Here is a 25,375-nt window from a genome sequence, read left to right as displayed (position 1 = left end):
TACCTCGCTCGCCGATCATCTCGACGAACGAGGTACCGGTCGCGGGATCAGACCGCGGCGGCGGAGGCCCGGGTCACCAGCACGTCGCCGCTGCCGGTGCGCCCGGACAGCCGCACCGCCGGTGCCGTGGACGGGGTGTCGTGGCGGACGTCGAGCTCGGAGCGGGCGCGGCCCGACCCGGTCGACAGGTCCAGCTCGGCGGCCACACCGGAGTGCACCCCGACCCGGACCGACCCCGACCCGGTGCCGAGCCGGACGTCACCGGAGACCGCGTCGGCGACGACGACGTCCCCCGACCCCGAGCGCACCTCCAGGTCCGCGGTGAGCTCACCGACGCGGACGTCGCCGCTGCCGGTCCGGATGCGCGACGCGCCGCCGAGCGACCCGGCCTCGACGCCGCCGGAGCCCGCGCGCAGGTGCGCCCGGCCCGAGCACGTGCCCAGGTCGATCGACCCCGACCCGGTGGTGACATCGGCGTCGCCGTGCACCTGGGCCACCCGGGCCGCGCCGGACCCGGTCCGCACCGCGGCCCAGGACGCCCGGCCGGTCAGCTCGACCGAGGCCGCGCCGGTCCGCACCGCGGGCCGCGACCCGGCGGGGGCGGAGACCGTCACCACGAGCGGCACCGCGCCGAGGGCCGGGTCCTCCGGACCGCGGACCACCAGGCGTCGCGACGAGGCCGACCACTCGATGGTGACGGCGTCGACGGCGTCCGCCGACGGGTCGCCGGTGGCCTCCCAGGGGGCGCCGACGATCGGGTCGAACCCGCGGCCGGACCAGCCCGCCCCGGCGCGGGGCACGCCGGAGCCGCCGGTCATCGAGCTGCCGATCCAGTCGAGCAGCCCGCCGAGGCCGCCGGACCACGGCGCGGCGCTGCGGTCGGCGGTGACCTCCGCGCGGACCTCGTCGGCCCCGTCGACCAGGTCGATCCGGACCCGGCCGGCACCGGTCGTCACCTCGATCTCGGCGGCGCCGGCGCAGTCGAACCGCTCGCTGCGGGAGGGGGTGCTGCCGGGGCCGGCGCTGCCGGTGTCGCCGGTCGGCGCGTGGCCGGTGTCGCCGCCACTCGCGCCGGTGGAGCTGCCACTCGCGCCGGTGGAGCTGCCACCTGCGCCGGTGGAGCTGCCACCTGCGCCGGTGGAGCTGTCACCGGCCCCGGTGGGGCTGCCACCTGTGCCGGTGGGCCCGCCGGAGCCGGTGGGGGCGTCGCAGCCGTGCGTGGCGTCACCGCTGCCGTCGTCCGGCCCGGGGCCCGTCCGCTCGTCGCTCATCCCTGCACCCATCCCCTCAGGTTGCGCCCGTCGCGGTGCGGGCGGCCGGTGCGTCCCTCCGCGCCGGCCAGTGCCCCCTGCACCGCCTGGGACACCCAAGTGTTGAGCGAGACGCCCTGGGACTGGGCGGCGCGCTCGGCCTGGGCCTTGATCTGCTCGACGATGCGCAGGGTGACCCGGCTGATGTCCCCGGCGTCACCGGAGAACGGCGAACCACCCGAGGCCGGGCCACCGGAGGTGCCGCCGCCGAAGGGGAAGCCGCCGAACGGCGACGTCCCCTCGCTCGCCGGGGCCGGGTCCGGGGTGGGGGAGTGTCCGGGCTCCGGGTCGCCCCCGGACACCGACACGCGCACCTCCCGGCCGTGCAGGCGGACCTCGACCGAGCGGTCGCCGAGTGCGGCGGTCGCCTCCGAGGCCAGGTCGGACAGTGCGTTCATGATCGCGAGCCGGGCGGCGGGCTCGATCGCGGAGCCGAGCAGGGCCGCCGTGCGACGGGTCTGCTCGTCGCCCGCGGCCGCTGCGGCGGCGAGGTCGTCGCGCAGCTGCGCGACATACGGCGTGAGGTCCATGACACCACTATGGCGTCACTCCTGACATCACGCCACCCGTTCGTGGCGTCGGTTGCGACGTCGCAGCGCACCGGGGGTGCCGTGGCCGCCACAGTGGGTGCGGGCGCGGGGCCCGGCGGGTGCCGGGGACGCCGGTCGTTACCCTCGCGGCATGCCGGAGACCGCGCCGAAGACCGTCCCGCTGACCGTGCAGCTCGTCGCGAAGACCGAGTTCACCCCGCCCGCGGACGTCCCGTGGTCCACCGACGCCGACGGCGGCCAGGCGTTGGCCGAGTTCGCCGGCCGCGCCTGCTACCAGTCGTGGACCAAGCCGAACCCGCGCACCGCGACCAACGCCGGCTACATCGCCCACATCCTCGAGGTGGGGCACCTCTCGGTCCTCGAGCACGGCTCGGTCAGCTTCTACCTGACCGGCATCTCGCGCTCGCTGACCCACGAGCTGATCCGGCACCGCCACTTCTCCTACTCCCAGCTCTCGCAGCGCTACGTGCCCGAGCGTGACGCCGCGATGGTCGAGCCCGACGTCATCGCCCAGGACCCGGAGCTGCACGAGCTGTTCCTGCAGGCCTCGGCCGACGCGCTCGCCTCCTACGAGAAGCTTCTCGAGGGGCTGGAGGCGCGCTTCGCCGACGTGCCGAACGGGACGCTGCGCCGCAAGCAGGCCCGCCAGGCCGCGCGGTCGGTGCTGCCGAACGCCACCGAGACCAAGATCGTCGTCACCGGGAACTACCGGGCGTGGCGGCACTTCATCGCGATGCGCGCCTCCGAGGCCGCCGACGTCGAGATCCGCAACCTCGCCGTCGAGTGCCTGCGCCAGCTGCAGGTCGAGGTGCCGAACGTGTTCGCGGACTTCCAGATCCAGACCCTCGCCGACGGCACCGAGATCGCCTCCAGCCCGCTGGTGGCCGAGGGCTGAACCCCCGGTCGGGCCGGGCTCAGGCCAGGACGGCATGCACCCGTCGTCGCAGGTCCGGCAGGTCCCGCACGACGAACCCGCGTCCCTCCTTCTCCAGCAGGCCCTCCGCGACCAGCCGGGACAGCTCCCGGCTGGTCGTGACCCGGGTGAGCCCCACGAGCAGCCCGAGCTCGTCGACGGCGGGGCGGATCGACAGCCGGGCCACCTCGTCGAGTGCGATCTCGCCGTAGGCCTCCACCAGGTGGCCGAGCAGCAGGATGATCCGCTCCCGGGCGGGCAGCCCCTCGATGAGCACGTGCAGCTGCATGACCCGCTGCTTGTAGGCGATCCGGCGGGTGATCTCGAGCAGGAGCTCCGGCTCGTCGCGGGCGGCGGTCAGCAACGCGTCGCGGGTCACCGAGACGATCTCCGACGGCCGGGTGCAGACCGAGGCGAGGTGGCGCGGCCGTCCGTCGACGCAGGCCGCCTCGCCGAGGCTGGCGCCGGGCTCGGCGTAGGCCAGCGAGCGTTCCGAGCCGTCGGGCCGGTGCAGGTAGATCCGCACCCGCCCGGACACGACGAGGTGGAACCGCGACGACAGCTGGCCCTGGGTGTAGACGTGCTCGCCACGGGCGTAGTGGCGGGGGCTGCCCAGCCGCGCGATCCGCGAGGTCAGCGACGTCCACGGGGCGGTCAGGAACGGTGAGACCGGGTGGTCGTCGGGGTCGGGGGCGGGCAGCGCACGCACGGTGCCGTCCGGCCGCCGCGCCGCGCCGCTGCTCATGGTCCCGCCTCCCGGCCGTCGCCGATGGTCCGTCCGGACGGTAGCGGGCTGGGGCGCCTGCGGGTAGGCGGGACGGCCCGGACACCGAGGGGTGCGTCCGGGCCGTCCGGGTCCGGGGGGTGCCGGCCGGCGGCCGCCGGCACCGGGTGGGTGCGGGACGGCCCGCCCGGACGGGCCGCCCCGGTGGCCGGTCAGACGGCCGCGAGCTGTGCGTCCTGCTCGGCGAGGGAGTCCGCGTCGGTCTGCGGCAGGGCCAGCGTGCAGAGCAGGCTGATCAGCGAGACCGCCGAGAGCAGCAGGCCGATGCCGAGGCTGCCCAGCGTCGACGCGGCCAGCGCCGCGGCGAACAGCGGGACCACGCCGCCGCCGAAGACGCCGGCGAGGTTGTAGGCGATCCCGGCGCCGGTGTAGCGGAACCGGGTCGGGAACAGCTCCGGCAGCTGGGCGCCGATCGGGCCGTAGGCGATGCCGACGACGCCGAGCACCAGCGACAGGCCCAGCCCGAACGACCACACCGTCCCGATGTCGATGATCGGGAACGCGACGAGCCCGGCGACGACCGAGGCGATGTTGCCGCCGACGACCATCTTCCGGCGCCCGACCCGGTCGGACAGGATCGCCGAGGCGATCGTCGTCAGCGCGAAGACGATGCCGCCGACGATGCCCATGGCCAGCACCGACGGCCGCGGCAGCTCCAGCTGCTGGGTGCCGTAGCTGGTCAGGTAGGTGACGCCGATGTAGAAGAAGGCGAACACCGCGGTCGTCGAGCCGGCGCCGAGGAACACCGCGGCCGGACGGCTGGTGAAGACCTCGGTGATGGGGAGCTTCGTCGAGACCGGGCCGCTGTTCTTGAACGTGGCCGTCTCCTCCAGGGCGAGCCGCACGTAGAGCCCGACCGCGACGAGCAGCACCGACCCGATGAACGGGATGCGCCAGCCCCAGGCCAGGAACGCCTCGTTGCTCATGGTCAGCGCGGTGACCAGGAAGGTCGCCGACGCCAGCGCGAACGCCACCGACGGGCCGAGCTGGGGGAACAGCGCGTACTTGCCGCGGGCCTTCGTCGGCGCGTTCTCCGCGGTGAGCAGGGTCGCCCCGGCCCACTCGCCGCCGACGGCGAGGCCCTGCAGGATGCGCAGCACCACGAGCAGGATCGGCGCCAGGACACCGATCATCCCGGTGGTGGGCAGCAGGCCGATCGCGAGCGTCGAGAAGCCCATCAGCAGCAGCGTGGTGACCAGCGTGCCCTTGCGGCCGAGCCGGTCGCCGAAGTGGCCGAACAGCACCGACCCGAACGGCCGCGCGACGAATGCCACGCCGAAGGTGGCCAGCGCGAGCGCGGTACCGGCCGCCGCCCCGAGCTCGGGGAAGAAGACCTTGTTGAACACCAGGGCCGCGGCGGTCCCGTAGATGAAGAAGTCGTAGAACTCGATGACCGTGCCGGTCATGCTCGCGAGCGCGATCCGGCGCATCGACCGCGGCGGCTGCGTGGTGGCAGCGTTCGTCACGTGTGTTCTCCCCGTCGAGAAGCGATGAGTGGGACGGATCGGAGTATCGGGACACCGGCGGATGAGATCTGTATCACTAGCTACAAAACACGTGCGTTCCGTCGACCGTCTGTCGACCGTTCGTCGTGGCAGTGCGGCCGGTGGCGGGCGGCACTACGTTGGGCGAGGTGAGCCTCGCGACCGCCGAACGTGCCGCCCTGTGTGCCGAGTTCGAACGTTCCGGACCCGACCGCCCGACCCTCTGCGAGGGCTGGAACGCCCGCGACCTGCTCACCCACCTGCTGGTGCGCGAGCGGCAGCCGTGGAACGCCGCGGGGATCGTGGTGCCCGCACTGTCGGGCATGACCGACAAGGCGATGGACGGCTACGCGTCGGCGGCCTGGCCGAACATGATCGACGACCTGCGCAAGGGCCCGCCCGCGTGGTCGCCGTTCAAGGTGGGCAAGGTCGACGAGATCGCCAACGGCGCGGAGTTCTTCGTCCACCACGAGGACCTGCGCCGCGGGGAGCCCGGCTGGGAGCCGCGCCCGTCGGACCCGGAGCGCGACGGGCAGCTGTGGAACCTGCTCGCGAACCAGGCGAAGCTGCTGTTCCGGCGCAGCCCGGTCGGCCTGGTGCTGGCCCGTCCGGAGGGCGCGACCCAGGTCGTCGCGACCGGGTTCGGCGTGGTCACGGTGACCGGTGAGCCCGCCGAGCTGGTGCTGCACGCCTTCGGCCGGGACGCCGCGCGGGTCGAGGTGACCGGTCTGCCCGCCGACGTGGAGGCCTACCGCGGCGCCCCGTCCGGGATGTGACCGGGAAGCGTCGGTCCTCCGGCGGTACCGTCACCAGTCATGAGCACCGGTCCCGACTCCGCCCCCGGCGGCCAGCAGCACCCGCCGCGCCGACCGTTCGGCGAGGTGCTGACCGCGATGGTCACGCCGTTCGACGCCGACGGTGAGCTGGACCTGGCGAAGGCCGAGGAGCTGGCGAACCACCTGGTCGACCTCGGCAACGACGGGCTGGTCGTCAACGGCACCACCGGTGAGGGCCCGACCACCTCGGACACCGAGAAGTCCGAGCTGATCCGCGCGGTCGTGTCCGCGGTGGGGGACCGGGCGACGGTCGTCGCCGGGGCGGGCACCTACGACACCGCGCACTCGATCGAGCTGGCCCGCAGCGCGGAGCGCGCCGGTGCGCACGGACTGCTCGTGGTCACGCCGTACTACTCGCGGCCGCCGCAGGAGGGCCTGCTCGCGCACTTCACCGCCGTCGCCGACGCGGGTGACCTGCCGGTGATGCTCTACGACATCCCGCCGCGCAGCGTGATCGGGATCGACGTCGAGACCTTCCAGCGCCTGGCGCAGAACCCCCGCATCGTCGCGGTGAAGGACGCCCGCAACGACCTGCGCGTCGGCACCGAGGTGCTGGCCACCACCACGCTCGCCTACTACTCCGGCGACGACCCGGTGAACCTGCCGTGGCTCTCGGTCGGGGCGGTCGGCTTCGTCAGCGTGATCGGCCACGTCGTCGCCGACCGGCTGCGCGCCATGATCGACGCCTACCACGCCGGTGAGCACCAGCGGGCCCGTGCGCTGCACTACGCGATGCTCCCGGTGATCCGCGGGATGGGCCGGGTCGGCGGCGCGGTGTTCGCCAAGACCGCTTTGCGGCTGCGCGGCATCGACGTCGGCGACACCCGGCTGCCGCTGCCGCCCGCCACCGAGGAGCAGGTCGCGGCGATCGCCGGCGACCTCGCCGTCGCCGGGGTGGCGCTGGACCCGCAGGCCCGCCCGAACGCCCCCGCCTACCAGCCCGGCCACGGCGCCCTGGGCGGACGCACCGCAGCCGACATCGGCGCCGAGGTCGCGTACCACCGCACCTGAGCAGGAGCGCCGGCTCCGCACCCGAGCGGGCCCCGAGAACACGAACCAGAGAACACGAACCCATGTGAGGCACGAACCCCTGTGAGTCCCCAGCGCAACGACCGACGCAACCGGCCCGGCCGGACGCTCTCCGCGCCGCCGGAGAACATCGAGCGCCCGGAGCTGCCGGACGCCCCGCCACCCGCCCTCGCGCGGGGCGGCCTGCGCGTCTACGCGCTCGGCGGCATCGGTGAGGTCGGTCGCAACATGACCGTCTTCGAGTACGAGGGACGGCTGCTCGTCGTCGACTGCGGCGTGCTGTTCCCGTCCGACTCCGAGCCGGGCATCGACCTGATCCTGCCCGACTTCCGGACCATCGAGGGCCGCCTCGACGACATCGACGCGCTCGTGCTGACCCACGGCCACGAGGACCACATCGGTGCCGTGCCGTGGCTGCTGCGGATGCGCCCGGACATCCCCGTCGTCGGGTCCCGGTTCACGCTCGCGCTGGTCGCGGCGAAGTGCAAGGAGCACCGCCTGACCCCGCACCTGCAGGAGGTCAAGGAGGGCGACCGGGTCTCCCACGGCGGGTGGGACTGCGAGTACTTCGCGGTCAACCACTCGATCCCCGACGCCGTCGCCGTCGCGATCCGCACGCCCGCCGGGCTGCTGCTGCACACCGGTGACATCAAGCTCGACCAGCTCCCGCTCGACGGGCGCCTCACCGACCTGGGCGGGTTCTCCCGGCTGGGCGAGGAGGGCGTCGACCTGTTCCTGGTCGACTCCACCAACGCCGAGGTGCCGGGCTTCGTCACCCCCGAGGCCGACATCGGGCCGGTCATCTCCGACCTGGTCCGCCGGGCGCCGTCGCGGATCATCCTGGCCTGCTTCGCCAGCCACGTGCACCGCGTCCAGCAGGTGCTCGACGCCGCGCACGCGCACGGCCGCAAGGTGTGCCTGACCGGGCGCTCGATGGTCCGCAACATGGGCCTGGCCGACGACCACTCGCTGCTGAACATCCCCGAGGGGCTGCTCGTCGACATCGACGAGGCGATGCGCCTGCCCGACGAGAAGCTGGTGCTCGTCTCCACCGGGTCGCAGGGCGAGCCCCTCGCCGCGCTGTCCCGGATGGCGCGCGGGGACCACCGCAGCATCACGATCCGCCCGGACGACACGATCATCCTGGCCAGCTCGCTGATCCCGGGCAACGAGACCGCCGTGTTCGGCGTGATCAACGGGCTGACCCGGCTCGGCGCGACCGTCGTTCACCAGGGCAACGCCAAGGTGCACGTGTCCGGGCACGCCCCGGCCGGTGAGCTGCTGTTCCTCTACAACGCGGTGAAGCCCTCGAACGTCATGCCGGTGCACGGGGAGTGGCGCCACCTGCGGGCCAACGCCGCGCTCGCGGTGCGCACCGGTGTGCCGGCGGAGTCGGTGGTCATCGCGGAGAACGGCGTGGTCGTCGACCTCGTCGACGGCCGCGCGGCGATCACCGGCCGGGTCGAGGTCGGGCAGGTCTACGTCGACGGGCTGTCGGTCGGCGACGTGGGCGAGACCACTCTCGGTGACCGCATCGCGCTCGGCGAGGGCGGCTTCATCGCGATCAACGTGGCGATCGACCACAAGACCGGCCGCGCGCTGTCGCGTCCGACGCTGTCCGGGCGCGGGTTCTCCGACGACCCGAAGGCGCTCGACGCCGCCCAGTCGCTGGTCGAGGACGAGCTGTCCCGGCTGGAGAACGAGGGCGTCACCGACCCGCACCGGATCGCCCAGGGCGTGCGGCGCGTCGTCGGCCGCTGGGTGTCGGACACCTACCGCCGCCGCCCCATGATCGTCCCCACGGTCATCGCCGTCTGAGTGTGTGGAGGGGTCGTCGACCCCTCCACACCCGCGTCGGTCCCCGGTTCGATCACCGAACCGGGCTACCGTGTGTGACATGGCGGGACGCACGGGCACGGGCAGGACCACCACGACTGCGGCCGCGGGCCGCGGCTCGGGGCGGTCGGACTCGCGCGCGTCCACCGCCCGCAAGCGCCCGTCGGCAGGCCGCAGGCCGCCGGCCCGGCGCCAGGGCCCGGACCTGGTCGACCGCGGGATCGACGCGGTCGGCCGGGGCGTGGCGAAGACCGTCCGCGCCTCCGGGCGCGCGGTCGGGCGCACCCGCGAGATCGACCCCGCGCACCGCCGCGACGGCATCGGCTTCGGCATACTCGTGCTCGCCGTCATCGCCGCCGCCGGGCTGTGGTGGCAGGCGGGCGGCTCGGTCGGCTACTGGTTCACCTTCCTCGTGCAGGCGGTGATGGGCCAGGCCGGCGTGGCGCTGCCGGCGATCCTGCTGGGCGTCGGCATCGTGCTGGTCACCACCGAGGGGCACCCGGAGGCCCGGCCGCGGATCGTGACCGGCAGCCTGCTGCTCGCCCTCGGCGTGCTCGGGCTGGTGCACCTGGGTGCCGGAGCGCCCGCCGAGCCCGACGCCTGGCGCGGCGCCGGCGGCGCGCTCGGCTACGTCGCGGGGACCCCGCTGAAGGCCGGGCTCAGCCTGTGGACGGCCGTCCCCGTTCTCGTCCTGCTGACGCTGTACTCGGTCCTGCTGGTCACCGGCATCCCGGTGCGGGAGCTGCCGGACCGTTTCCGCAGGCTCACCGGGCAGCTGCCGCCCGAGCAGGACGACGAGGAGGACACCGGTGCGGGCCGCCCGCGCACGGTGGCCGACGCCGTCGCCGAGCGGGAGGGGCAGGCCGGGGACGCCGAGGAGGCACCGAGGAAGCGGCGCCCGTCGCGGCGCAGGCAGGGGGCCGCGGAGGCCGACGCGTTCCGGACGGAGGAGGGCGAGCACGCCCCGGCCCCGGTGGACCCGTCGCTGCCCGGCGTCCCGGACGAGGAGGTGCCCGCCGCCGTCCCCGCCGCGGCCGCACCGCCGGCGAAGAAGCCGCGCAAGCCCGTCGTCGAGACCCCGCAGGTCGCCGACGAGCCGCTCGAGGGCGAGCAGCTCTCGATGGCGATCCGCGAGCCGCAGTCCGACACCGAGTACATCCTGCCGCCGGCGGACACCCTGGAGTCCGGGCCGCCGCCGAAGTCCCGCAGCTCCGCCAACGACGCGATGATCGAGGCGATCACCGGGGTCCTCGACCAGTTCAACGTCGACGCCCAGGTCACCGGCTTCACCCGCGGCCCGACGGTCACCCGCTACGAGATCGAGCTCGGCCCGGCGGTGAAGGTCGAGAAGATCACCCAGCTGCAGCGGAACCTCGCCTACGCCGTCGCCAACGACAACGTGCGGCTGCTCGCGCCGATCCCCGGCAAGTCCGCGGTCGGCATCGAGGTCCCCAACACCGACCGCGAGATGGTCCGCCTTGGCGACGTCCTGCGCTCGGGCAACGCCCGCGCCGAGCAGCACCCGATGGGCATCGGCCTGGGCAAGGACATCGAGGGCCACTACCTCGTCGCGAACCTGGCGAAGATGCCGCACCTGCTGGTCGCGGGCTCCACCGGTTCCGGTAAGTCCAGCTTCGTCAACTCGATGCTGGTGTCGCTGCTGACGCGGGCCACGCCGGACGAGGTCCGGATGATCCTCATCGACCCGAAGATGGTCGAGCTGACGCCCTACGAGGGCATCCCGCACCTGATCACGCCCATCATCACCCAGCCGAAGAAGGCCGCCGCGGCGCTGTCCTGGCTGGTGGAGGAGATGGAGCAGCGCTACCAGGACATGCAGGCCAACCGGGTCCGCCACGTCGACGACTTCAACCGCAAGGTCCGCACCGGGGAGATCACCGCCCCGCCCGGGTCCGAGCGGGTGTACCGGCCCTACCCGTACATCATGTGCATCGTCGACGAGCTCGCCGACCTCATGATGACCGCGCCGCGCGACGTCGAGGACGCGATCGTCCGGATCACCCAGAAGGCGCGTGCGGCCGGGATCCACCTGATCCTGGCGACCCAGCGGCCGTCGGTGGACGTCGTCACCGGTCTGATCAAGACCAACGTGCCGAGCCGCCTGGCGTTCGCGACGTCGTCGCTGACCGACTCGCGGGTCATCCTCGACCAGCCGGGCGCGGAGAAGCTGATCGGCATGGGCGACGCGCTCTACCTGCCGATGGGCGCCGGCAAGCCGGTCCGCATGCAGGGCGCCTTCGTCGACGACGACGAGATCTCCAAGGTCGTCGCGTTCACCAAGGAGCAGGCCGAGCCCAGCTACACCGAGGGCGTCACCGCGCAGAAGGCCGGCGAGAAGAAGGAGATCGACGCCGACATCGGCGACGACCTCGACCTGCTGCTGCAGGCCACCGAGCTGATCGTCACCTCGCAGTTCGGGTCGACCTCGATGCTGCAGCGCAAGCTGCGGGTCGGGTTCGCGAAGGCGGGCCGGCTGATGGACCTGCTCGAGACCCGCAACATCGTCGGCCCCTCGGAGGGCTCGAAGGCCCGCGACGTGCTGGTCAAGCCGGACGAGCTGGAGGGTGCGCTCTTCCTGATCCGCGGCGGCGGGACCGCCGACGGCGGCGAGGTCGCCGACGACGACGAGTGACGCCGCGGGTGACGGTCGTGGGGCGGTGATGATCCCGACACCGTCGGTGATCGACTTTTCGGGCCGGCGGGTTAACGGGACGGTCACGTTCGTGCCAGAGTGACCAGGGGTCGCCGGCCGGCGACCGCACGTCGTGCTGCCCGTCGTCGCCGGGCAGAGGAGGTTCTGGCTGGTGTTCTGGAGGAAGAAGGACCGTCGTCGCCCGGCGCGGGGCACCACCGACCGGCACGCGCTCGTCCCGATTCCGCTGACCGGCGGCGTGCTGTCCGGCCAGGTCCGCGACCAGCAGGGCGGTGCCCTGGCCGGTACCGAGGTGTCGGTGATGGACCCCGCCGACCGGCGCGCGGTGCACGTCGAGACCGACCCGTTCGGCCGGTTCGCCGCGTCGCTGATGCCCGGCCGCTACCGGGTGCGCGTCGAGGCGGGCGGCTACCAGCAGGTCACCGACGTCGTCGAGGTGTCCTGGGGCGAGCACGCCGACATGGGCCACATCGTCCTCGGCGAGGACCCGGCGCTGCGCCCGCCGCGCCCCGGCGTCTTCGTGATCGACGGCGACCACAGCTCGGTGCGCTTCGTCGCCCGGCACATCGGCATGTCCAAGGTGTACGGCCGGTTCAACCGGTTCCAGGGGCAGATCCGGATCGCCGAGCCGTTCGAGGAGTCCTCGGTGGACGTCGTGATCGACGCGGCCAGCGTCGACACCAACGTCGCCGCCCGGGACACGCACCTGCGCTCGGCCGACTTCCTCGACGTCGAACGCTTCCCCGACCTGCGCTTCTCCAGCGTGCGCTTCGTCGCGCACGGCGGGAACCGGTGGACCGTGGACGGCGACCTCACGCTGCACGGCCTGACCAGCGACGTCTCGCTGGACACCACGTTCCTGGGCACCGCGGAGTGGAACGGTGACCGGGTCGGCGCGATCGCCACCACCCAGCTGCACCGCGAGCACTACACGCTCAACTGGCAGCAGACCATCGCCAAGGGCCTGCCCGTGGTCGGGTCGACGATCCAGATCCAGCTCGACGTGCAGGCGATCCGGCAGTCCTGACCTCCGGCGGAGTGCTCAGTACTCCGGGAGCGTGAGGGCCGTCGCGGCGGTCGCGGCCCAGTGCTCGGCGAGCCCGGGAGCGGCGGCGTCCGGAGCGGTCAGCTCCCGGACCCGTGCGGCGTTGGTCAGCGCCAGCTCCTGGTTCGCCTCCACCCAGCCGCGCATCCGCCGCTCGTGGGCGGCGGCCGCCGGCCCGGGGTCGCCGCCGGCGCGCGCGAGCTCCCCGGCCAGCACGTAGGCGCCGACCACGGCCAGCGTCGTGCCCTGGCCGGACAGCAGCGTGGGGCACCAGGCGGCGTCGCCGACGAGCGCGACCGGACCGCGCGACCAGACCGGCAGCCGCACCTGGGTGACCGGGGTGAGGTACAGGTCCTCGGCGCGGGCCATCCCGTCGAGCAGCTCGGGCAGCCACCAGCCCCCGCCGGCGAAGTGCCGCGCCACCAGGGCGCGCTGCGCCCCGAGGTCGCGGTGGTGGTAGCCGGCGTCCGGGTCGGAGAAGCCGAGCATCACCCGGACCTCGGTGTCGTCGTGCGCGGTGTAGAGCCCGGCCATCGTGTCGGGGCGCTGCAGGAACACCTGCCAGCGGCTCAGCCCGAAGGTGTTGGGCAGGGTGAACACGGCGACGTGCTGGCCGAGCGGGACCAGCCGGCCGTCGTCGTCGGGGCCCAGGGCCAGACGCCGGACGCCGGAGTGCTGGCCGTCGGCGCCCACCACGACGTCGTAGTGCTCCTCGGTGCCGGACGCGAAGCGGACCCGGGCACCGCCCGCCGGGTCCGGGTCGAGCGCGACGACCCGGTCGCCCCACCGGTGCTCGACGCCGTCGAGCGCGCCGGTGAGCAGGGCGGCGAGGTCGTCGCGGAGGATCTCGACGTCGTCGCTCGCGACCGGCCCGCCGGTGAGCGTCACCTCGGTGCTGCGGAAGACCTCGGTGCCGTCCTCGTCGACCAGGGACATGCCGTCCATCGCGGTGCGCGCGGCCCGCAGCCCGGCTCCGAGCCCCATCCGGTCGACGACGGTCAGCGCTGGTCCCCGGACGTCGACGGCCTGCCCGCCCGGCCGCGGTCCCGGCGCCGACTCGACGACGACGGGCCGGAACCCGTGCCGCCGCAGCCACCACGCGAGCGTCGCCCCGGCGATGCCGGCCCCGCTGATCAGGATGTCGGTCATGCGTCCTCCTCGGTACGGTGTACGAGGCCACGATGACCCCGCGAGCTGGGACGACGCGTGGCCTGTAGCGGTACAGGTGGTACAGGGAGGTGCGGTGGACGGGTCGCCGACGGACCGGGTCGCGGCCGCGGTGCGCGCCCGCATCGAGGCGGGCGACCTGCGCCCCGGGGACCGCGCGCCGTCGGTGCGCGCGCTGGTGGCCGAGCACGGCGTCGCGATGTCCACCGCCGCCCGGGCGCTGACCCGGCTGCGCGAGGAGGGGGTGCTGCACACGACGGCCCGGGTCGGGTCCGTCGTCGCCGGGCCGGCGGGACACCCGGGCCCGGCCGCGCCGCCGGACACGGACCGGCTGGTGCGGACCGCGATCGCCATCGCCGACGACGAGGGCCTGGCCGCGCTGTCCATGCGCCGCCTCGCCGGGGCGTTCGGCGTGCCGACGATGTCGCTGTACCGGCTGGTCCGCAGCCGCGACGAGCTGCTGCTCGCGATGCTCGAGTCGGTGTTCGCCGAGCTGGTGCTGCCCCCGGCCGACGGGCCGTGGCGGGCCCGGCTGGAGGGGGCGGTGCACGCGCAGTGGCGGGTGCACCGGCGGCACCCGTGGCTCGCGCGGGTGCTGTCGCTGTCCCGTCCGCAGGCGCTGCCGTCGCTGCTGCGCTTCGCCGAGTTCGAGCTGGCCGCGCTGGAGGAGGTCGTCGCCGACCCGGTGGAGCGGTTCGACCTGCACCTGGCGCTGACCGGGTTCGTGCGAGGGATGGCGCTGACCCTCGCCGCGGAGCAGGAGGCGCAGGCCGACACCGGCGTCGACGCCGACACCTGGGCCGACCACGACCCCGGGCTGCGCACCGCGCTGCGCCGCCACGGCGGGCCCGCGCTGCGCCGGATCGGGGACCACCCCTACGACCTGCAGCGGGTCCTCGACACCGGGATCGCGCGGTTCCTCGACGGGATCAGCTGAACCCCTGCTGGCGCCACGCCTCGTAGACGGCGACGGCGGCGGCGTTGGCCAGGTTCAGCGAGCGGTTCGACGGCCGCATGGGCAGCGCCACCGTGCCCGTCACCCAGTCCGCACCCGCCACCTCCGGCGGCAGCCCGGTCGACTCGCGGCCGAACAGCAGCACGTCCCCGTCGGAGTAGGCGACATCGGTGTAGCGGACCGGCGCGCCCGGCACGAACGCGAACACCCGCGCCCCCGCGGCGCGCACCCAGCCGGCGAACGCGGCCGTGTCGTCGTGCACGACGACCTCGGCGAGGTCGGCGTAGTCGAGCCCGGCCCGGCGCACCGAGCGCTCGTCGAGGGAGAAGCCGAGCGGCCGGACCAGGTGCAGCTCGGCGCCGGTGTTCGCGGCGAGCCGGATCGCGTTGCCGGTGTTCGGCGGGATCTCCGGGGTGTGCAGGGCGAGGCGGACCACGCGCTACTCGTACCAGGTGCCCCCGCTCCAGTGGTTGCCGTCCGGGTCGGCGACCTCGAACAGGCGGCTGCCGTAGTCGGCGTCGAAGGGTGCGTGCACGACGGTGGCACCGGCCGCGACGGCGCGGGCGAACAGGGCGTCCGGGTCGTCGCAGACGAGGTGGACGGCCGCGCCGCCGGGTGGGCGGCACCCGTCGTGGGCGGGGCCGAGCATCACGCCGCCGGGGGCACCGGTGGACCCGGTGCGCACCAGCTCGGCGTGGACGACCGCGCCGTCGTCGCCGGTGTGGACGGCGCGCTCGGTGAAGTCCAGTGCCGAGGTCAGGAACGTGACCAGGGCGCGCGGGTCGGGGCTGGACAGGCTGGGCCAGAGGCCGGGCAGGTCGCTCATGGGTGCGAGGGTGCCGGGGCCGGGCGCCGCGGTCGTGGACGAATCGGAGCCGCCGGCCGGACCCGCTCGGCCCGCCAGGTCGACGCGGTGGTGCCCGCGAGGTCGCGGAAGTCGCGGGCCAGGTGCTGCTGGTCGGCGTAGCCGCAGATCGCGGCCAGCTCGGCGAGCGGGGGAGCCGACGGGCGGCGCAGCAGCGTGCACGCCCGCTCGAACCGGATGACCCGTGCCGCGGCCTTCGTCGCGAGCCCTGTCTCGCGCCGCAGCCGCTCACCGAGGTGGCGCTGCGACCAGCCGACCTCCCCGGCGACGTCGGCGACGCGCGCGGTCCCGCCGCTGCGGGCCAGCAGCTCCCAGGCGCGCACCACCTCCGGCGGCGGGTCGCCCGGACGGTCCCGGGCGTCCGCGACGGCGCACAGCGCGGCGTCGAGCAGCGCGCAGCGCCCGGCCCACCCCGGCTCGGCGCGCAGCCGGTCCAGCAGGGTGTCCAGGCCGGGGAGGAGCAGCGCGAGGTCGACGACGTCGCCGGCCAGCTCGCCGGCGGGCAGCCCGAGCAGCGTGCGGGCGCCGCGCCAGGTCATCTCCAGCTGCATCCCGGCCTGCCGGGTGCCGGTCGCGAGCACCGCGGGTGCGGCGTGCAGGCCGGCCGCCGAGGCGGTGAACCGGCCCGGGCCGCGTCGCGGGTCCGGTGCGGCGAGCAGGTCGACCGCACCGTCCAGGCAGAGCACGACGGTCAGGTGGGCGCTCGACACGCCCTGGTGCGTCCCTGCCGGGCCCGCGGGGGAGGACCAGCACCAGATCCCGGACACGAGCGGGCGGAGGCGGGCGGAGGGACGCCAGCGCCGGGCCCCGTCGGACATGCGGGCCAGGGTAGCGCCGCCGGGACGGGGAGGCCGGGAGTCCGGAACGGACGATCGTCGGCGACGCCCGGACGCGCCCGCGCCGCCGGGTGTTCCGCGGTCGTTCGTCGAACGGTCGACGGGGGTCCACCGGGGGTGCCCGGCGATCCTGAGAACGGCCGCGGGGCCGAAAAGTGAGCGGTTGTCGCACACGGCCGTCCGCCGTAGTGGACAGGGCTCTTCACGGAATGGATCTTAGGGCGGTCGTCGCCCAATCGCTCCGTTCGGATGAATCATTTCCTTAATCGATCCCACGTCTGTTCGATCACCCTGGTGATCGAATAGTCACCGGGTGGGCAAGATCGGAATTGCGGGATCTCCCGGTCCGTATTCGTCGGGGGAGGCAGATCGGTTCGTGGTGTGTCATGGTTCCGATCCAGGGTGGGGAACGCGGGGCGTTCCGGAGTGCTGTCCGGTAATCGCTCAATGGAGAGGGACGGGGTCATGAGTAACGCCTCCAAGATCGGAATGGCCGTCGTCGGCGGCTATGTGCTGGGAAGAACGAAAAGGGCCAAGCTGGCGATCATGCTCGGGGGTGCGCTCGCCGGGCGGAAACTGAATCTGACGCCGGCCGGAATCGTGTCGCAGGCGTCGAAGGTGGTGGCGGGGTCGCCGGAGCTGACCCGGCTGTCCGACGCCGTGCGCGGCCGGCTGTTCGAGGCGGGCAAGCAGGCCGCGGTGTCCGCGGCCGGCAACCGGCTCGAGGCGCTGACCAACTCGCTCGTCGAGCGGGTCGAGAACCTCGGCAAGCCGGTCGAGCAGGTCGCCGGCGCCGCCGGTGACGCCGCCGGCGCGGGCGTGGAGAAGACCGGTGACGCGGCCGGCGCGGCCGTCGAGGGCGCCGGTGCGGCCGCCGGTGCCGCCGGGGACACCGCGGAGGGCGCGACCGACGCCGTCGGGGACACGACCGACGCCGTCGGCGACGCCGCCGGGGAGGCCCCGGTGGTCGGCCGGGCCGCGAAGGGCACCACCCGCGCGGCCGGGTCGGCGACGCGGGGAGCGGGCCGGGCGGTCGCGGGCACGACGTCGAAGGCGCGTCGTCCGCGGTCGGCGGACGCGGACTCCGAGGACCCCCCGCGCCGGCGGACCGGACGGTCGTCGGCCTCGGGATCGTCGTCGGGACGTGCGGGATCGTCGAGCCGGTCGTCGTCGGACGGCGCGGACTCCGACTCCGAGGGCCGCGCGGCCCCGGCCCGGCGGACCGCGCGGTCCTCCTCGGGCCGCGGCTCCGAGTCGTCGTCGTCCTCGGGCTCGTCGGGCAAGGGCGGCTCGCGCAACGGCCGGGCGCCGCGCTCGGGCGGGCGTGCGACGAAGAAGTCGGAGGCGCGGGCCGATGGCTGAGGAGCAGAACGGCAGCACCTCGGTGCTGGACCAGCTGCCCACCGACCGCCTCAAACAGGCCGGGCAGCTGCTGTTGAAGGCCGCCGCCGACCGTGCGGTCGGCGCCGCGATGAACCAGGTGGAGGGACTCACCGAGCGGCTGACGGGCGTCGCCGAGAACGGCGGGACGGGCCTGGGCGCCGCACTCGGCGGGGGCAGCTCGGAGGAGGGGGGCAATCCGGTGACGAACGCGGTGAAGGGCGGGTTCTCGGCCGTCAAGGACAAGGTGATGGGGGCCGTCGGGCTCGGCGGTGGCGACGACGGGTCCGAGGACTCCGAGGGCGGCGCCGGCGGCGCCGGCGGCGGTGGTTCCGGCGGGGGCCGCGGCAAGTTCAAGTTCATGAACATCGTCGAGCACCTCGACGTCGGTGTCCCGGTGCGGGTCGCCTACGACCAGTGGACGCAGTTCGCGGACTTCTCGACCTTCATGAAGAAGGTGCAGTCGGTCGACCAGGAGTCCGACGAGAAGACGAACTGGAAGGCCCAGGTGTTCTGGTCGAAGCGCACCTGGAGCGCGACGATCATCGAGCAGATTCCGGACACCCACATCATCTGGCGTTCGCAGGGTGCCAAGGGTTATGCCAACGGGTGCGTGTCGTTCCACGAACTCGCGCCGAACCTGACCCGCGTCGTGCTGATCCTCGAGTACTACCCGGTCGGTCTGTTCGAGAAGACCGGCAACATCTGGCGCGCCGTCGGCCGCCGGGCCCGGCTGGAGTTCAAGCACTACGGCCGGCACGTGATGGTCGAGACCCTGCTCAACCGCGAGGAGCTGGAGGGCTGGCGCGGGGAGATCCGCGACAGCGAGGTCGTCAAGACCCACGAGGAGGGGCTCGAGGAGGAGCGCGAGGCCGAGTACGACGACGAGGACGCCGAGTACGACGACGACTACGAGGACGCCGAGTACGACGAGGACGACGAGGCCGGGGACGACCTCGCCGAGGACGACCTCGCCGAGGACGACCTCGCCGACGACGACCTCGCGGAGGACGACGACCTCGCCGAGGAGGAACCGGCCGAGGACGACGACCACGCGGAGGAGGACCTCGCCGAGGACGACCTCGACGCCGAGGACGAGGCCGAGGAACCGGCCGACGACCCCGACCCGGAGTACGACGACGCCGAGTACGACGACGCCGAGCCGGAGGACGCCGAGGCCGAGGAGCCCGAGCCGGAGGAGGACGGCGGCCGGCGGGCCGGGAGCCGTCGCCGTCGCACGGCGGGCTCACGTGCCTGACCCGGCCCGGCACCCGCGAACGGAGGGACGGACACCGTGACCGTCAGCCAGCGACAGGGGGGCGGCGGCCGGGTCGACCGCGCCCCGCAGGGCGACCTCGCCCAGGTCATCGACCTGATCCTGGACAAGGGCCTCGTCATCGACATCTTCGTGAAGGTCTCGCTGGTCGGGATCGAGCTGGTCACGATCGACGCCCGCATCGTCGTCGCCAGCGTGGACACCTACCTGCGGTTCGCGGAGGCCACCAACCGCCTCGACCTGCACCAGAAGGGCGGCAAGGACCTCGGCGAGGTCGTCAGCGGCATCTCGGAGGGCGGCTCGAAAGGGGTCTCGAAAGGAGCCACCAAAGGAGTGATCGAGGCGGGCAAGGAGAAGTTCGACGACCTCCGGGGTGAGCGTCGCTCGCGGAAGGAGAAGAGCGGGTGAGCAGTGCGACCTACGTCTACGCCGTCGTCGCCGCCGACATCGACCTGCCCGAGGGGCTGACCCCCGTCGGCGGCGGGGAGGAGGTGGCGGTGATCGACCACGGGCGGCTCGCCGCGGTCGTCAGCGACGTCCCGCGCGACGCCCCGCTGGGCAGCCGCGAGGACCTCCTGGCCCACGAGCGCACCGTGAACACCCTGGCCGGGAGCACGACCGTGCTGCCGATGCGGTTCGGCGGCGTCGTCGACGACGACCGCGCCGTCGTCGACGAGCTCCTCGCCGCGCACCAGGAGTACTTCACCTGGGCGTTGGAGCAGCTCGACGGCTGCCGGCAGTTCGTGCTGGCCGGCCGCTACGACCAGGACCGCCTGGTGGCGGGCATCGTCGAGGCCGACCGGGAGATCCAGCAGCTCGGTGAGGCCGTGCGCGGCAAGGACCCGGACGCCACGTACTACGAGCGCATCCGGCTCGGCGAGGCGATCGCGGGCCACGTCGAGCGCATCCGGTCCGACGACGCGGACTTCGCCGTGGAGCGGCTGGGGCCGTTCGCCGTCGCGACGTCGGTGAAGGAGCCCGCCGCCGAGGACGGCGCCGTCGAGCTGGCGCTGCTGGTGCACCGCGACCGGGTCGGTGACTTCGAGCAGGCCGTCGACGCGCTCGGCGACGAGTGGGACGAGCGGGTGCGGCTGCGCCTGATCGGCCCGGTCGCGCCGTACGACTTCCTGCCCGAGCCACCGGAGGCCGAGGGCTGATGGGGCTGTTGCGCGGCCTGCTCGGGCTGCCGCTCGCACCGCTGCGCGGCGTCGTATGGGTGGGGGAGCAGCTGCAGGAACAGGCCCACGCCCGGCTCTACGACCCGGTCGCGGTGCGCCGGCAGATCGACGAGGTGGAACGGGCCTACGAGCAGGGGGAGATCTCCGAGGCCGACCGCGACGCGCGTCAGGAGGTCCTGCTGGCCCGGCTGACGGGGCGACCGGGGGACGGCCGTGGCTGAGCCGGAGGACCGGTCGTCCGACGAGCGACCACGTCGTCGCAGGTCGGGGGAGCCGGCCCGTCGGCGGGAGGGATCGGAGGCCCCGGTGCGGCGACGCGCGGGGGAGGCTCCGCCGCGTCGGTCGCGGGACGGGGAGGATCCGCCCCGCCGCCGGTCGCGGGACGGGGAGGACCCGCCCCGCCGCCGGTCGGCGGACGACGACGCCGCGCCGCGGCGCCGGTCCGGGGACGCTCCGCGGCGCCGTCGGTCCGGGGAGGACGACGCGCCGCCGCGCCGTCGCTCCGGGGACGACGACGCCGCGCCGCGCCGTCGGTCGGCGGACGGGGAGGGACCGCCCCGTCGGCGACGTCCGGCCGGGGGCGACGCGTCGCGTCGCCGCGAGAGGGACGGGGCGCCGCGCCGTCGCCCGCGGGAGGACGAGCCGCCCCCTCGACGACGTCCGCCCGACGGTGGGTCGTCGCGCCGCCGCTCCGGCACCGCGGACGACCGGGCCGCCGACGCGTCGTCGGAGCGGGGCGGACGCGGTGCACGGGACGACCGGTCCGAGCGGCGTCGCGACACCGGCGAGCGCCCGGTGCGACGTCGCTCCGCCGGGGACGAGCCCGCCCGTCGTCGCCGGTCCGGGGACGACGGTGCGCCCCGGGAGCGACCCACGCGCCGGACCCGGCCCCGCGACGACGACCGGGCCTCCGCGGCGCCGCGACGTCGCCGTGACACCACGGAGGAACAGCCCCCGCAGCGGCGGCGTCGCCCGGCGGGCGGAGGCCCGCGGCGGGGACGCGCCGGCCGCGACGAGCCGGACCGGGAGCCGGTGGGAGACCAGGACGAGGAGGTCCTGGACGACACCGGGGCCGACGACGGGACCGGGGACGACGTCCGGCCCGGCGACGAGGCCGACACCGATACCGGGGACGACCGGGAGACCGACCTCGACGAGGACGACTCCGACGACGAGTCCGACTCCGACGACGAGGAGTCCGAGTTCGACTGCGAGGAGCCCGAGTCCGACCCCGACGACGAGGAGCCCGAGTTCGAGGAGGAGGAACCCGAGCCCGAGGGGATCGAGGACGAGCTCGATGCCGACGACGAGGACGACGGCTTCGACGAGGACGACGACGAGGACGACTCCCTGGACGACGACTACGAGGACGACACCCCCGAGGACGAGGGACCGGAGGACGAGGTCGCCGAGGACGAGGTCACGGACGACGAGGAACCGGAGGACGAAGCCCCCGAGGCGGAGACCGCCGCCGACCCGCCCGACGAGCAGGGCCGTACCGCCCCCGCTCGTGACCGGCACGAGGACGACGAGCAGGACGAGGAGGACGGGCCCGGACCCGTGGACGACACAGCGGAGGACACCGCACCGGAGGACACAGCGCCGGAGGACGAGGAGCCGGATGAGCGACCCGACCCACCCCGGCGCCGCATCGGCGCCCGCGCGGCCGCCCGCGCCGCCGTCGAACAGATCGCGGAGATGACCGGCCGCGCACCGGAGGGGGTCACGTTCGTCCGCAAGCAGGACGACAGCTGGCTGGTCGGTGTGGAGGTCGTCGAGACCGAGCGCATCCCCGACTCCTCCGACGTGCTCGCCGTCTACGAGGCCGAGCTCGACGACGAGGCCGAGCTGATGTCGTACCAGCGGGTCCGGCGCTACCCGCGCGGCCGCGGCGACGACGACTGAGGGAGGACCATGAGCGACGCCGTCCGCTGGAGCAGCCCCGGTGCGCCGCAGCGCCGCACCGAGCGAGCACCCCAGCAGTCGGGCACCGACCTGGCCGACATCCTCGAGCGCGTCCTGGACAAGGGCATCGTCATCGCCGGCGACATCCAGGTGAACCTGCTCGACATCGAGCTGCTGACCATCAAGATCCGGCTGGTCGTGGCCTCGGTGGACCGCGCCAAGGAGATGGGCATCGACTGGTGGGAGCGCGACCCGACGCTGTCGGGCGGCCGCGAGGAGCTGGAGGAGGAGAACGCACGGCTGCGTGACCGGGTGGAACGCCTCGAACGCCTGCTCCCCGCCGACGAGCGGTCCGCGTCGTCCGACGACGCCCACGACGGTCCTGACGGGGCATCGGCCCGGGCCGACGACGCCGCCGTCGAGAGGTCGATCGACCGGGCCGTCGACGACGCCGAGACCGAGACCGAGACCGAGACCGACGCCGAGACCGACGACGCGACCGACGACGAGGCCGACGAGACGGACGAAACCACCGACGACGACGCCGCCGACGGACCGGCCGACGAGACCGATGACGACGAGCCCGGCGAGGACGCACCCGACGCCCCACCGCGTCGCACCCGCCCCGCCGCACCCCGGCGGCGACGCGGAACCACCACCCGTCGTCCGGCACGCGGGAGGGACTGAGCCGTGGACCTGACCTACGTCTACGCCGTGGGCGACGCGGCCCCGCCCGACCTGGCCGGGCTCACCGGCATCGGCGGCCGCCCGGTGCACGCGGTGACCGGCGGCGACGCGCTCTGGGCCGCCACCGGCACCGTCCCCGAGTCCGACTTCGGCGAGGACGCCCTGACCGCCCGGCTGGAGGACCTGACCTGGCTGGCGACCACCGCGCGGGAGCACCACGCCGTCGTCGACGCGCTCGGTGCGCGCACGGTCGTCGCGCCGCTCGCCCTCGCGACGGTCTACCGCGACGACGAGCGGGTCCGTGCCGTGCTGACCGAACGGCACACCGCGTTCGCCGAGGTCCTGGACCGGCTCCGGGGCCGCACCGAGTGGGGCGTGAAGGCCTACGCCACGACGCAGCCGGAGCGCCGCGACGCCGGTCGGGCGTCGTCGGGGGCCGAGTACCTGCGCCGCCGTCGCCGGGAGCTCGACCGCGTCGCGGGCGACGACGACGCCGCCCACGCCGCGGCGCAGCGGCTGCACGAGGCGGCGGCGCGGGCCGCGGTGACGACGCGGCGGCACCGGCTGCACGCCCCCGCGCTGACCGGACGCACCGAGCCGATGGTCCTCAACGGCGCCTACCTGGTCGACGACGCCGACCGCGACACCTGGCGCGCCGCCGTGACGGGGGCCGCGGACGGCGCCGGGCTCACCGTCGAGGTCACCGGGCCGTGGGTGCCGTACTCGTTCGTCGAGGAGGAGCGGTGAGCACGGGGGAGACCGGCCTCGCCCACCGCGAGGTCGCCCTGGTCGACCTGCTGGACCGGCTGCTCGCCGGCGGGGTCGTGCTGGCCGGGGACGTCACGGTCTCGCTGGCCGGGGTTGACCTGATCCGCATCTCGCTGCGTGCGCTGATCGTGTCGATCGCCCCGGCCGGGCGGCAGGCGGGGGAGGAGCCGCCCGATGACGCCTGACCCGCGCCCCGGCGGCCGGATCGACATCGACCGCGACGCCGTCCGCCGCGACCTCATGAAGCTGGTGCTGACGATCGTCGAGCTGCTGCGTCAGCTCATGGAGCGCCAGGCGCTGCGCCGCGTCGAGCAGGGCGACCTCACCGACGACGAGGTCGAGGACCTCGGCACCGCCCTCATGCACCTCGAGGAGGCGATGGACGAGCTCACCGCGGAGTTCGGTCTGACCGCGGCGGACCTGAACCTCGAGCTCGGCCCGCTCGGTCCGCTGCTGCCCCGGCACCGCTCGTGACACCCCCGCCGGGCAGGACCGCGCGCACCGCCCGCACGTGCGCCTCGAACTCGCGGGTCCGCGACCGCAGCACGCGCTCCCCGCCCGCGGTCAGCCGGTACCCGCGGCTGCCGGCCGGGCGTCGCACCAGCCGGTTCCGTTCGAGCCGGTGCAGCGCCCGGTACACCAGGCCCGCCGACAGGGCCAGCGCGCCGCCGGAGCGGTCGAGCACGGCGTCGCGGACCGCGGCCCCGTCGCCGGGGGCGTCGTGGACCGCGCCGAGGAGCAGCAGATCCAGCGTCGCCCGGTCCGGTGGCCGCATCGGCGCGCCCCCTCCGCTCGTCGGGATGAACCGCAGCGTTCCCCCGCCCGGGCGGAAACCGACACACACCCGGAACCGAGAGGACCGATCGTCATGGCCGTACCCGCGAGGACCCGATGAGCACCGCGACGCAGGAGGCCCCCGCGGTCCCGCAGGCCCGGGAGCCGGGCCCGGCGACCCCGCCGGCGCCGCCCGACCCGATGACGCAGCTGCGCGACGCCGAGGAGCGGCTCCTGGCCGCACTCGTCGACCGGCTCGCCGCGCTCGCCTGCGACCAGGTCGACCGCCTCGCCGACTCGCTGGAGCGGATGGCGGCCGACGGCGGGCCCGGTCTCGGCGCCGCGCTCGGCGCGGGCAAGGCCCTCGCCCGCGGCGACAACCCGGTGTGGGGCGCGATCAAGGGCGGGTTCGCCGCGCTCGGGACCGCGGCCAAGGTGCTGATCGGCGTCGTCGTGGCGCTGGCGCCGGTGCTGCTGCTGGTGGCACTGGTCGTCGCGATCGTCGCCGCGCTGGTGTGGGCCGTGGTCGCGGCGGTGAAGGCCGCCACCGGCTGAGGTCAGAGGGTGAGCAGCATCCGCACGTTGCCCAGGGTGTTCGGCTTCACGTGGGCGAGGTCGAGGAACTCGGCGACGCCGGCGTCGTAGCTGCGCAGCATCGCCGCGAACACCTCGGCCGACACCGGCGTCCCGTCGATCTCGGCGAAGCCGTGCCGGGCGAAGAACTGCTTCTCGAACGTGAGCACGAACAGCCGCTCCAGCCCGAGCTCGCGCGCGCCGTCGATCAGGGCGGCGACGATCCGGTGCCCGACCCCGCGGCCCAGCACCGACGGCGACACCGCGACCGTGCGGATCTCGCCCAGGTCCTCCCAGAGCACGTGCAGGGCGCCGCAGCCGACGACCGTGCCGTCGACCTCGGCGACGAGGAACTCCGGGACCGCCTCGTAGAGGGTCACGGTCTCCTTGGCCAGCAGCACGGTGCCCGCGTACTCGTCGACGAGCTCGCGGATCCGGCGGACGTCGCGGGTGCGGGCACGGCGGACGATCACGTCGGGAACCGGGGCGGGGACGGGCTCGGGCACGGCAGGAGAGCCTAGACCGGGGCCGTCGGACCCGGCGTCTACC

At 74.4% G+C, this 25,375-nt stretch carries 28 protein-coding genes; 18 read left to right on the top strand and 10 right to left on the bottom strand.

Annotation, left to right across the window (positions count from 1 at the left end):
- Positions 1 to 47: 47 nt before the first annotated feature.
- Both DMP17_RS18545 and DMP17_RS18540 read right to left on the bottom strand, forming a co-directional pair.
- Positions 48 to 1,271 (bottom strand): DUF4097 family beta strand repeat-containing protein, encoded by a 1,224-nt coding sequence (locus DMP17_RS18545; RefSeq protein WP_337830183.1) that lies wholly within the window; start codon positions 1,269 to 1,271, stop codon positions 48 to 50.
- Positions 1,268 to 1,840: a toxin-antitoxin system HicB family antitoxin gene (locus DMP17_RS18540; protein ID WP_226365929.1), complete on the bottom strand. Its 573-nt coding sequence runs from the start codon at positions 1,838 to 1,840 to the stop codon at positions 1,268 to 1,270. The genes DMP17_RS18545 and DMP17_RS18540 overlap by 4 nt, the downstream gene beginning before the upstream one ends.
- Before the next feature lie 151 nt (positions 1,841 to 1,991).
- On the opposite strand from DMP17_RS18540, the gene thyX reads away from it, so the two are divergent.
- A complete protein-coding gene (gene thyX, locus DMP17_RS18535; RefSeq protein WP_062401161.1) occupies positions 1,992 to 2,756 on the top strand; it encodes an FAD-dependent thymidylate synthase in 765 nt (254 codons plus the stop codon).
- Positions 2,757 to 2,775: 19 nt separating this feature from the next.
- On the opposite strand, the gene DMP17_RS18530 is transcribed toward thyX, so the two are convergent.
- Together DMP17_RS18530 and DMP17_RS18525 are read right to left on the bottom strand one after the other, a co-directional pair.
- A complete protein-coding gene (locus DMP17_RS18530) occupies positions 2,776 to 3,519 on the bottom strand; it encodes a Crp/Fnr family transcriptional regulator (protein WP_226355824.1) in 744 nt (247 codons plus the stop codon).
- Positions 3,520 to 3,710: 191 nt separating this feature from the next.
- Positions 3,711 to 5,024 (bottom strand): MFS transporter, encoded by a 1,314-nt coding sequence (locus DMP17_RS18525; RefSeq protein WP_226355825.1) that lies wholly within the window; start codon positions 5,022 to 5,024, stop codon positions 3,711 to 3,713.
- Positions 5,025 to 5,191: 167 nt separating this feature from the next.
- Here DMP17_RS18525 and DMP17_RS18520 point away from each other — a divergent pair, with 167 nt between their 5' ends.
- From DMP17_RS18520 to DMP17_RS18500, 5 genes are all read left to right on the top strand, one after another.
- Positions 5,192 to 5,818: a TIGR03085 family metal-binding protein gene (locus DMP17_RS18520; RefSeq protein WP_208819483.1), complete on the top strand. Its 627-nt coding sequence runs from the start codon at positions 5,192 to 5,194 to the stop codon at positions 5,816 to 5,818.
- A 39-nt stretch (positions 5,819 to 5,857) separates the two neighbouring features.
- Positions 5,858 to 6,889: a 4-hydroxy-tetrahydrodipicolinate synthase gene (dapA, locus tag DMP17_RS18515; RefSeq protein ID WP_226355826.1), complete on the top strand. Its 1,032-nt coding sequence runs from the start codon at positions 5,858 to 5,860 to the stop codon at positions 6,887 to 6,889.
- 147 nt (positions 6,890 to 7,036) lie between these two features.
- Entirely contained in the window at positions 7,037 to 8,725 is a 1,689-nt protein-coding gene (locus DMP17_RS18510; protein ID WP_337832697.1) for a ribonuclease J, read from the top strand.
- A 79-nt stretch (positions 8,726 to 8,804) separates the two neighbouring features.
- A complete protein-coding gene (locus DMP17_RS18505) occupies positions 8,805 to 11,396 on the top strand; it encodes an FtsK/SpoIIIE family DNA translocase (protein ID WP_337830182.1) in 2,592 nt (863 codons plus the stop codon).
- Positions 11,397 to 11,568: 172 nt separating this feature from the next.
- Positions 11,569 to 12,444 carry a YceI family protein gene (locus DMP17_RS18500; protein WP_337830181.1) on the top strand — a complete coding sequence of 292 codons (876 nt, stop codon included), beginning with the start codon at positions 11,569 to 11,571 and terminating at the stop codon, positions 12,442 to 12,444.
- Between the two features lie 15 nt (positions 12,445 to 12,459).
- Here DMP17_RS18500 and DMP17_RS18495 read toward each other — a convergent pair whose 3' ends face one another.
- Complete coding sequence (locus DMP17_RS18495; protein ID WP_337830180.1) at positions 12,460 to 13,611, bottom strand: FAD-dependent monooxygenase; 1,152 nt, start codon at positions 13,609 to 13,611, stop codon at positions 12,460 to 12,462.
- A 94-nt stretch (positions 13,612 to 13,705) separates the two neighbouring features.
- Here DMP17_RS18495 and DMP17_RS18490 point away from each other — a divergent pair, with 94 nt between their 5' ends.
- A complete protein-coding gene (locus tag DMP17_RS18490) occupies positions 13,706 to 14,566 on the top strand; it encodes a winged helix-turn-helix domain-containing protein (RefSeq protein ID WP_337830179.1) in 861 nt (286 codons plus the stop codon).
- Here the strand turns inward: DMP17_RS18490 and DMP17_RS18485 are convergent.
- The 3 genes from DMP17_RS18485 to DMP17_RS18475 are packed head-to-tail and all read right to left on the bottom strand — an operon-like array spanning position 14,559 to position 16,267.
- Positions 14,559 to 15,020: a tRNA (cytidine(34)-2'-O)-methyltransferase gene (locus DMP17_RS18485; protein ID WP_208819473.1), complete on the bottom strand. Its 462-nt coding sequence runs from the start codon at positions 15,018 to 15,020 to the stop codon at positions 14,559 to 14,561. The two genes, DMP17_RS18490 and DMP17_RS18485, sit on opposite strands and share 8 nt — an antisense overlap.
- Positions 15,021 to 15,023: 3 nt before the next feature.
- Positions 15,024 to 15,410, bottom strand: a complete 387-nt coding sequence (locus tag DMP17_RS18480) for a VOC family protein (protein WP_226355831.1) — start codon at positions 15,408 to 15,410, stop codon at positions 15,024 to 15,026.
- Positions 15,407 to 16,267: a helix-turn-helix domain-containing protein gene (locus tag DMP17_RS18475; protein WP_337830178.1), complete on the bottom strand. Its 861-nt coding sequence runs from the start codon at positions 16,265 to 16,267 to the stop codon at positions 15,407 to 15,409. Before DMP17_RS18475 ends, DMP17_RS18480 begins: the two co-directional genes overlap by 4 nt.
- 483 nt (positions 16,268 to 16,750) lie before the next feature.
- On the opposite strand from DMP17_RS18475, the gene DMP17_RS18470 reads away from it, so the two are divergent.
- The 10 genes from DMP17_RS18470 (at position 16,751) to DMP17_RS18425 (ending at position 23,953) form a co-directional block, all read left to right on the top strand.
- Entirely contained in the window at positions 16,751 to 17,647 is an 897-nt protein-coding gene (locus DMP17_RS18470) for a hypothetical protein (RefSeq protein WP_337830177.1), read from the top strand.
- On the top strand, positions 17,640 to 18,923 hold the full coding sequence (locus DMP17_RS18465) for an SRPBCC family protein (protein WP_337830176.1): 1,284 nt from the start codon (positions 17,640 to 17,642) through the stop codon (positions 18,921 to 18,923). Before DMP17_RS18470 ends, DMP17_RS18465 begins: the two co-directional genes overlap by 8 nt.
- Positions 18,924 to 18,959: 36 nt before the next feature.
- Complete coding sequence (gene gvpJ, locus DMP17_RS18460) at positions 18,960 to 19,349, top strand: gas vesicle protein GvpJ (protein ID WP_226355835.1); 390 nt, start codon at positions 18,960 to 18,962, stop codon at positions 19,347 to 19,349.
- The gene (locus DMP17_RS18455) at positions 19,346 to 20,098 is read left to right on the top strand and encodes a GvpL/GvpF family gas vesicle protein (RefSeq protein ID WP_226365920.1); all 753 of its coding nucleotides are present in this window, start codon (positions 19,346 to 19,348) and stop codon (positions 20,096 to 20,098) included. Before gvpJ ends, DMP17_RS18455 begins: the two co-directional genes overlap by 4 nt.
- Positions 20,098 to 20,340: a gas vesicle protein GvpG gene (locus DMP17_RS18450; protein WP_062401189.1), complete on the top strand. Its 243-nt coding sequence runs from the start codon at positions 20,098 to 20,100 to the stop codon at positions 20,338 to 20,340. The genes DMP17_RS18455 and DMP17_RS18450 overlap by 1 nt, the downstream gene beginning before the upstream one ends.
- Before the next feature lie 811 nt (positions 20,341 to 21,151).
- Positions 21,152 to 22,024, top strand: a complete 873-nt coding sequence (gene gvpO, locus DMP17_RS18445) for a gas vesicle protein GvpO (protein WP_337830175.1) — start codon at positions 21,152 to 21,154, stop codon at positions 22,022 to 22,024.
- Between the two features lie 9 nt (positions 22,025 to 22,033).
- Entirely contained in the window at positions 22,034 to 22,711 is a 678-nt protein-coding gene (locus DMP17_RS46425) for a gas vesicle protein (RefSeq protein WP_443217893.1), read from the top strand.
- Between the two features lie 3 nt (positions 22,712 to 22,714).
- A complete protein-coding gene (locus tag DMP17_RS18435) occupies positions 22,715 to 23,458 on the top strand; it encodes a GvpL/GvpF family gas vesicle protein (RefSeq protein ID WP_226365918.1) in 744 nt (247 codons plus the stop codon).
- A complete protein-coding gene (locus DMP17_RS18430) occupies positions 23,455 to 23,664 on the top strand; it encodes a gas vesicle protein (protein ID WP_062401191.1) in 210 nt (69 codons plus the stop codon). Before DMP17_RS18435 ends, DMP17_RS18430 begins: the two co-directional genes overlap by 4 nt.
- The gene (locus DMP17_RS18425; protein WP_062401193.1) at positions 23,654 to 23,953 is read left to right on the top strand and encodes a gas vesicle protein K; all 300 of its coding nucleotides are present in this window, start codon (positions 23,654 to 23,656) and stop codon (positions 23,951 to 23,953) included. The genes DMP17_RS18430 and DMP17_RS18425 overlap by 11 nt, the downstream gene beginning before the upstream one ends.
- Here the strand turns inward: DMP17_RS18425 and DMP17_RS18420 are convergent.
- A complete protein-coding gene (locus DMP17_RS18420; protein WP_226365917.1) occupies positions 23,868 to 24,254 on the bottom strand; it encodes a PadR family transcriptional regulator in 387 nt (128 codons plus the stop codon). The two genes, DMP17_RS18425 and DMP17_RS18420, sit on opposite strands and share 86 nt — an antisense overlap.
- Positions 24,255 to 24,370: 116 nt before the next feature.
- Between DMP17_RS18420 and DMP17_RS18415 the strand changes: the two genes are divergently transcribed.
- On the top strand, positions 24,371 to 24,808 hold the full coding sequence (locus tag DMP17_RS18415; RefSeq protein ID WP_337830174.1) for a hypothetical protein: 438 nt from the start codon (positions 24,371 to 24,373) through the stop codon (positions 24,806 to 24,808).
- Between the two features lie 2 nt (positions 24,809 to 24,810).
- Here the strand turns inward: DMP17_RS18415 and DMP17_RS18410 are convergent, their stop codons facing one another.
- A complete protein-coding gene (locus tag DMP17_RS18410; protein ID WP_100880044.1) occupies positions 24,811 to 25,332 on the bottom strand; it encodes an amino-acid N-acetyltransferase in 522 nt (173 codons plus the stop codon).
- Between the last annotated feature and the right edge of the window lie 43 nt (positions 25,333 to 25,375).

It is taken from the genome of Pseudonocardia sp. TMWB2A, assembly GCF_017312135.1.
Note: the sequence above shows the minus strand (reverse complement) of the source record. Positions and strands in the feature narration are given on the sequence as shown.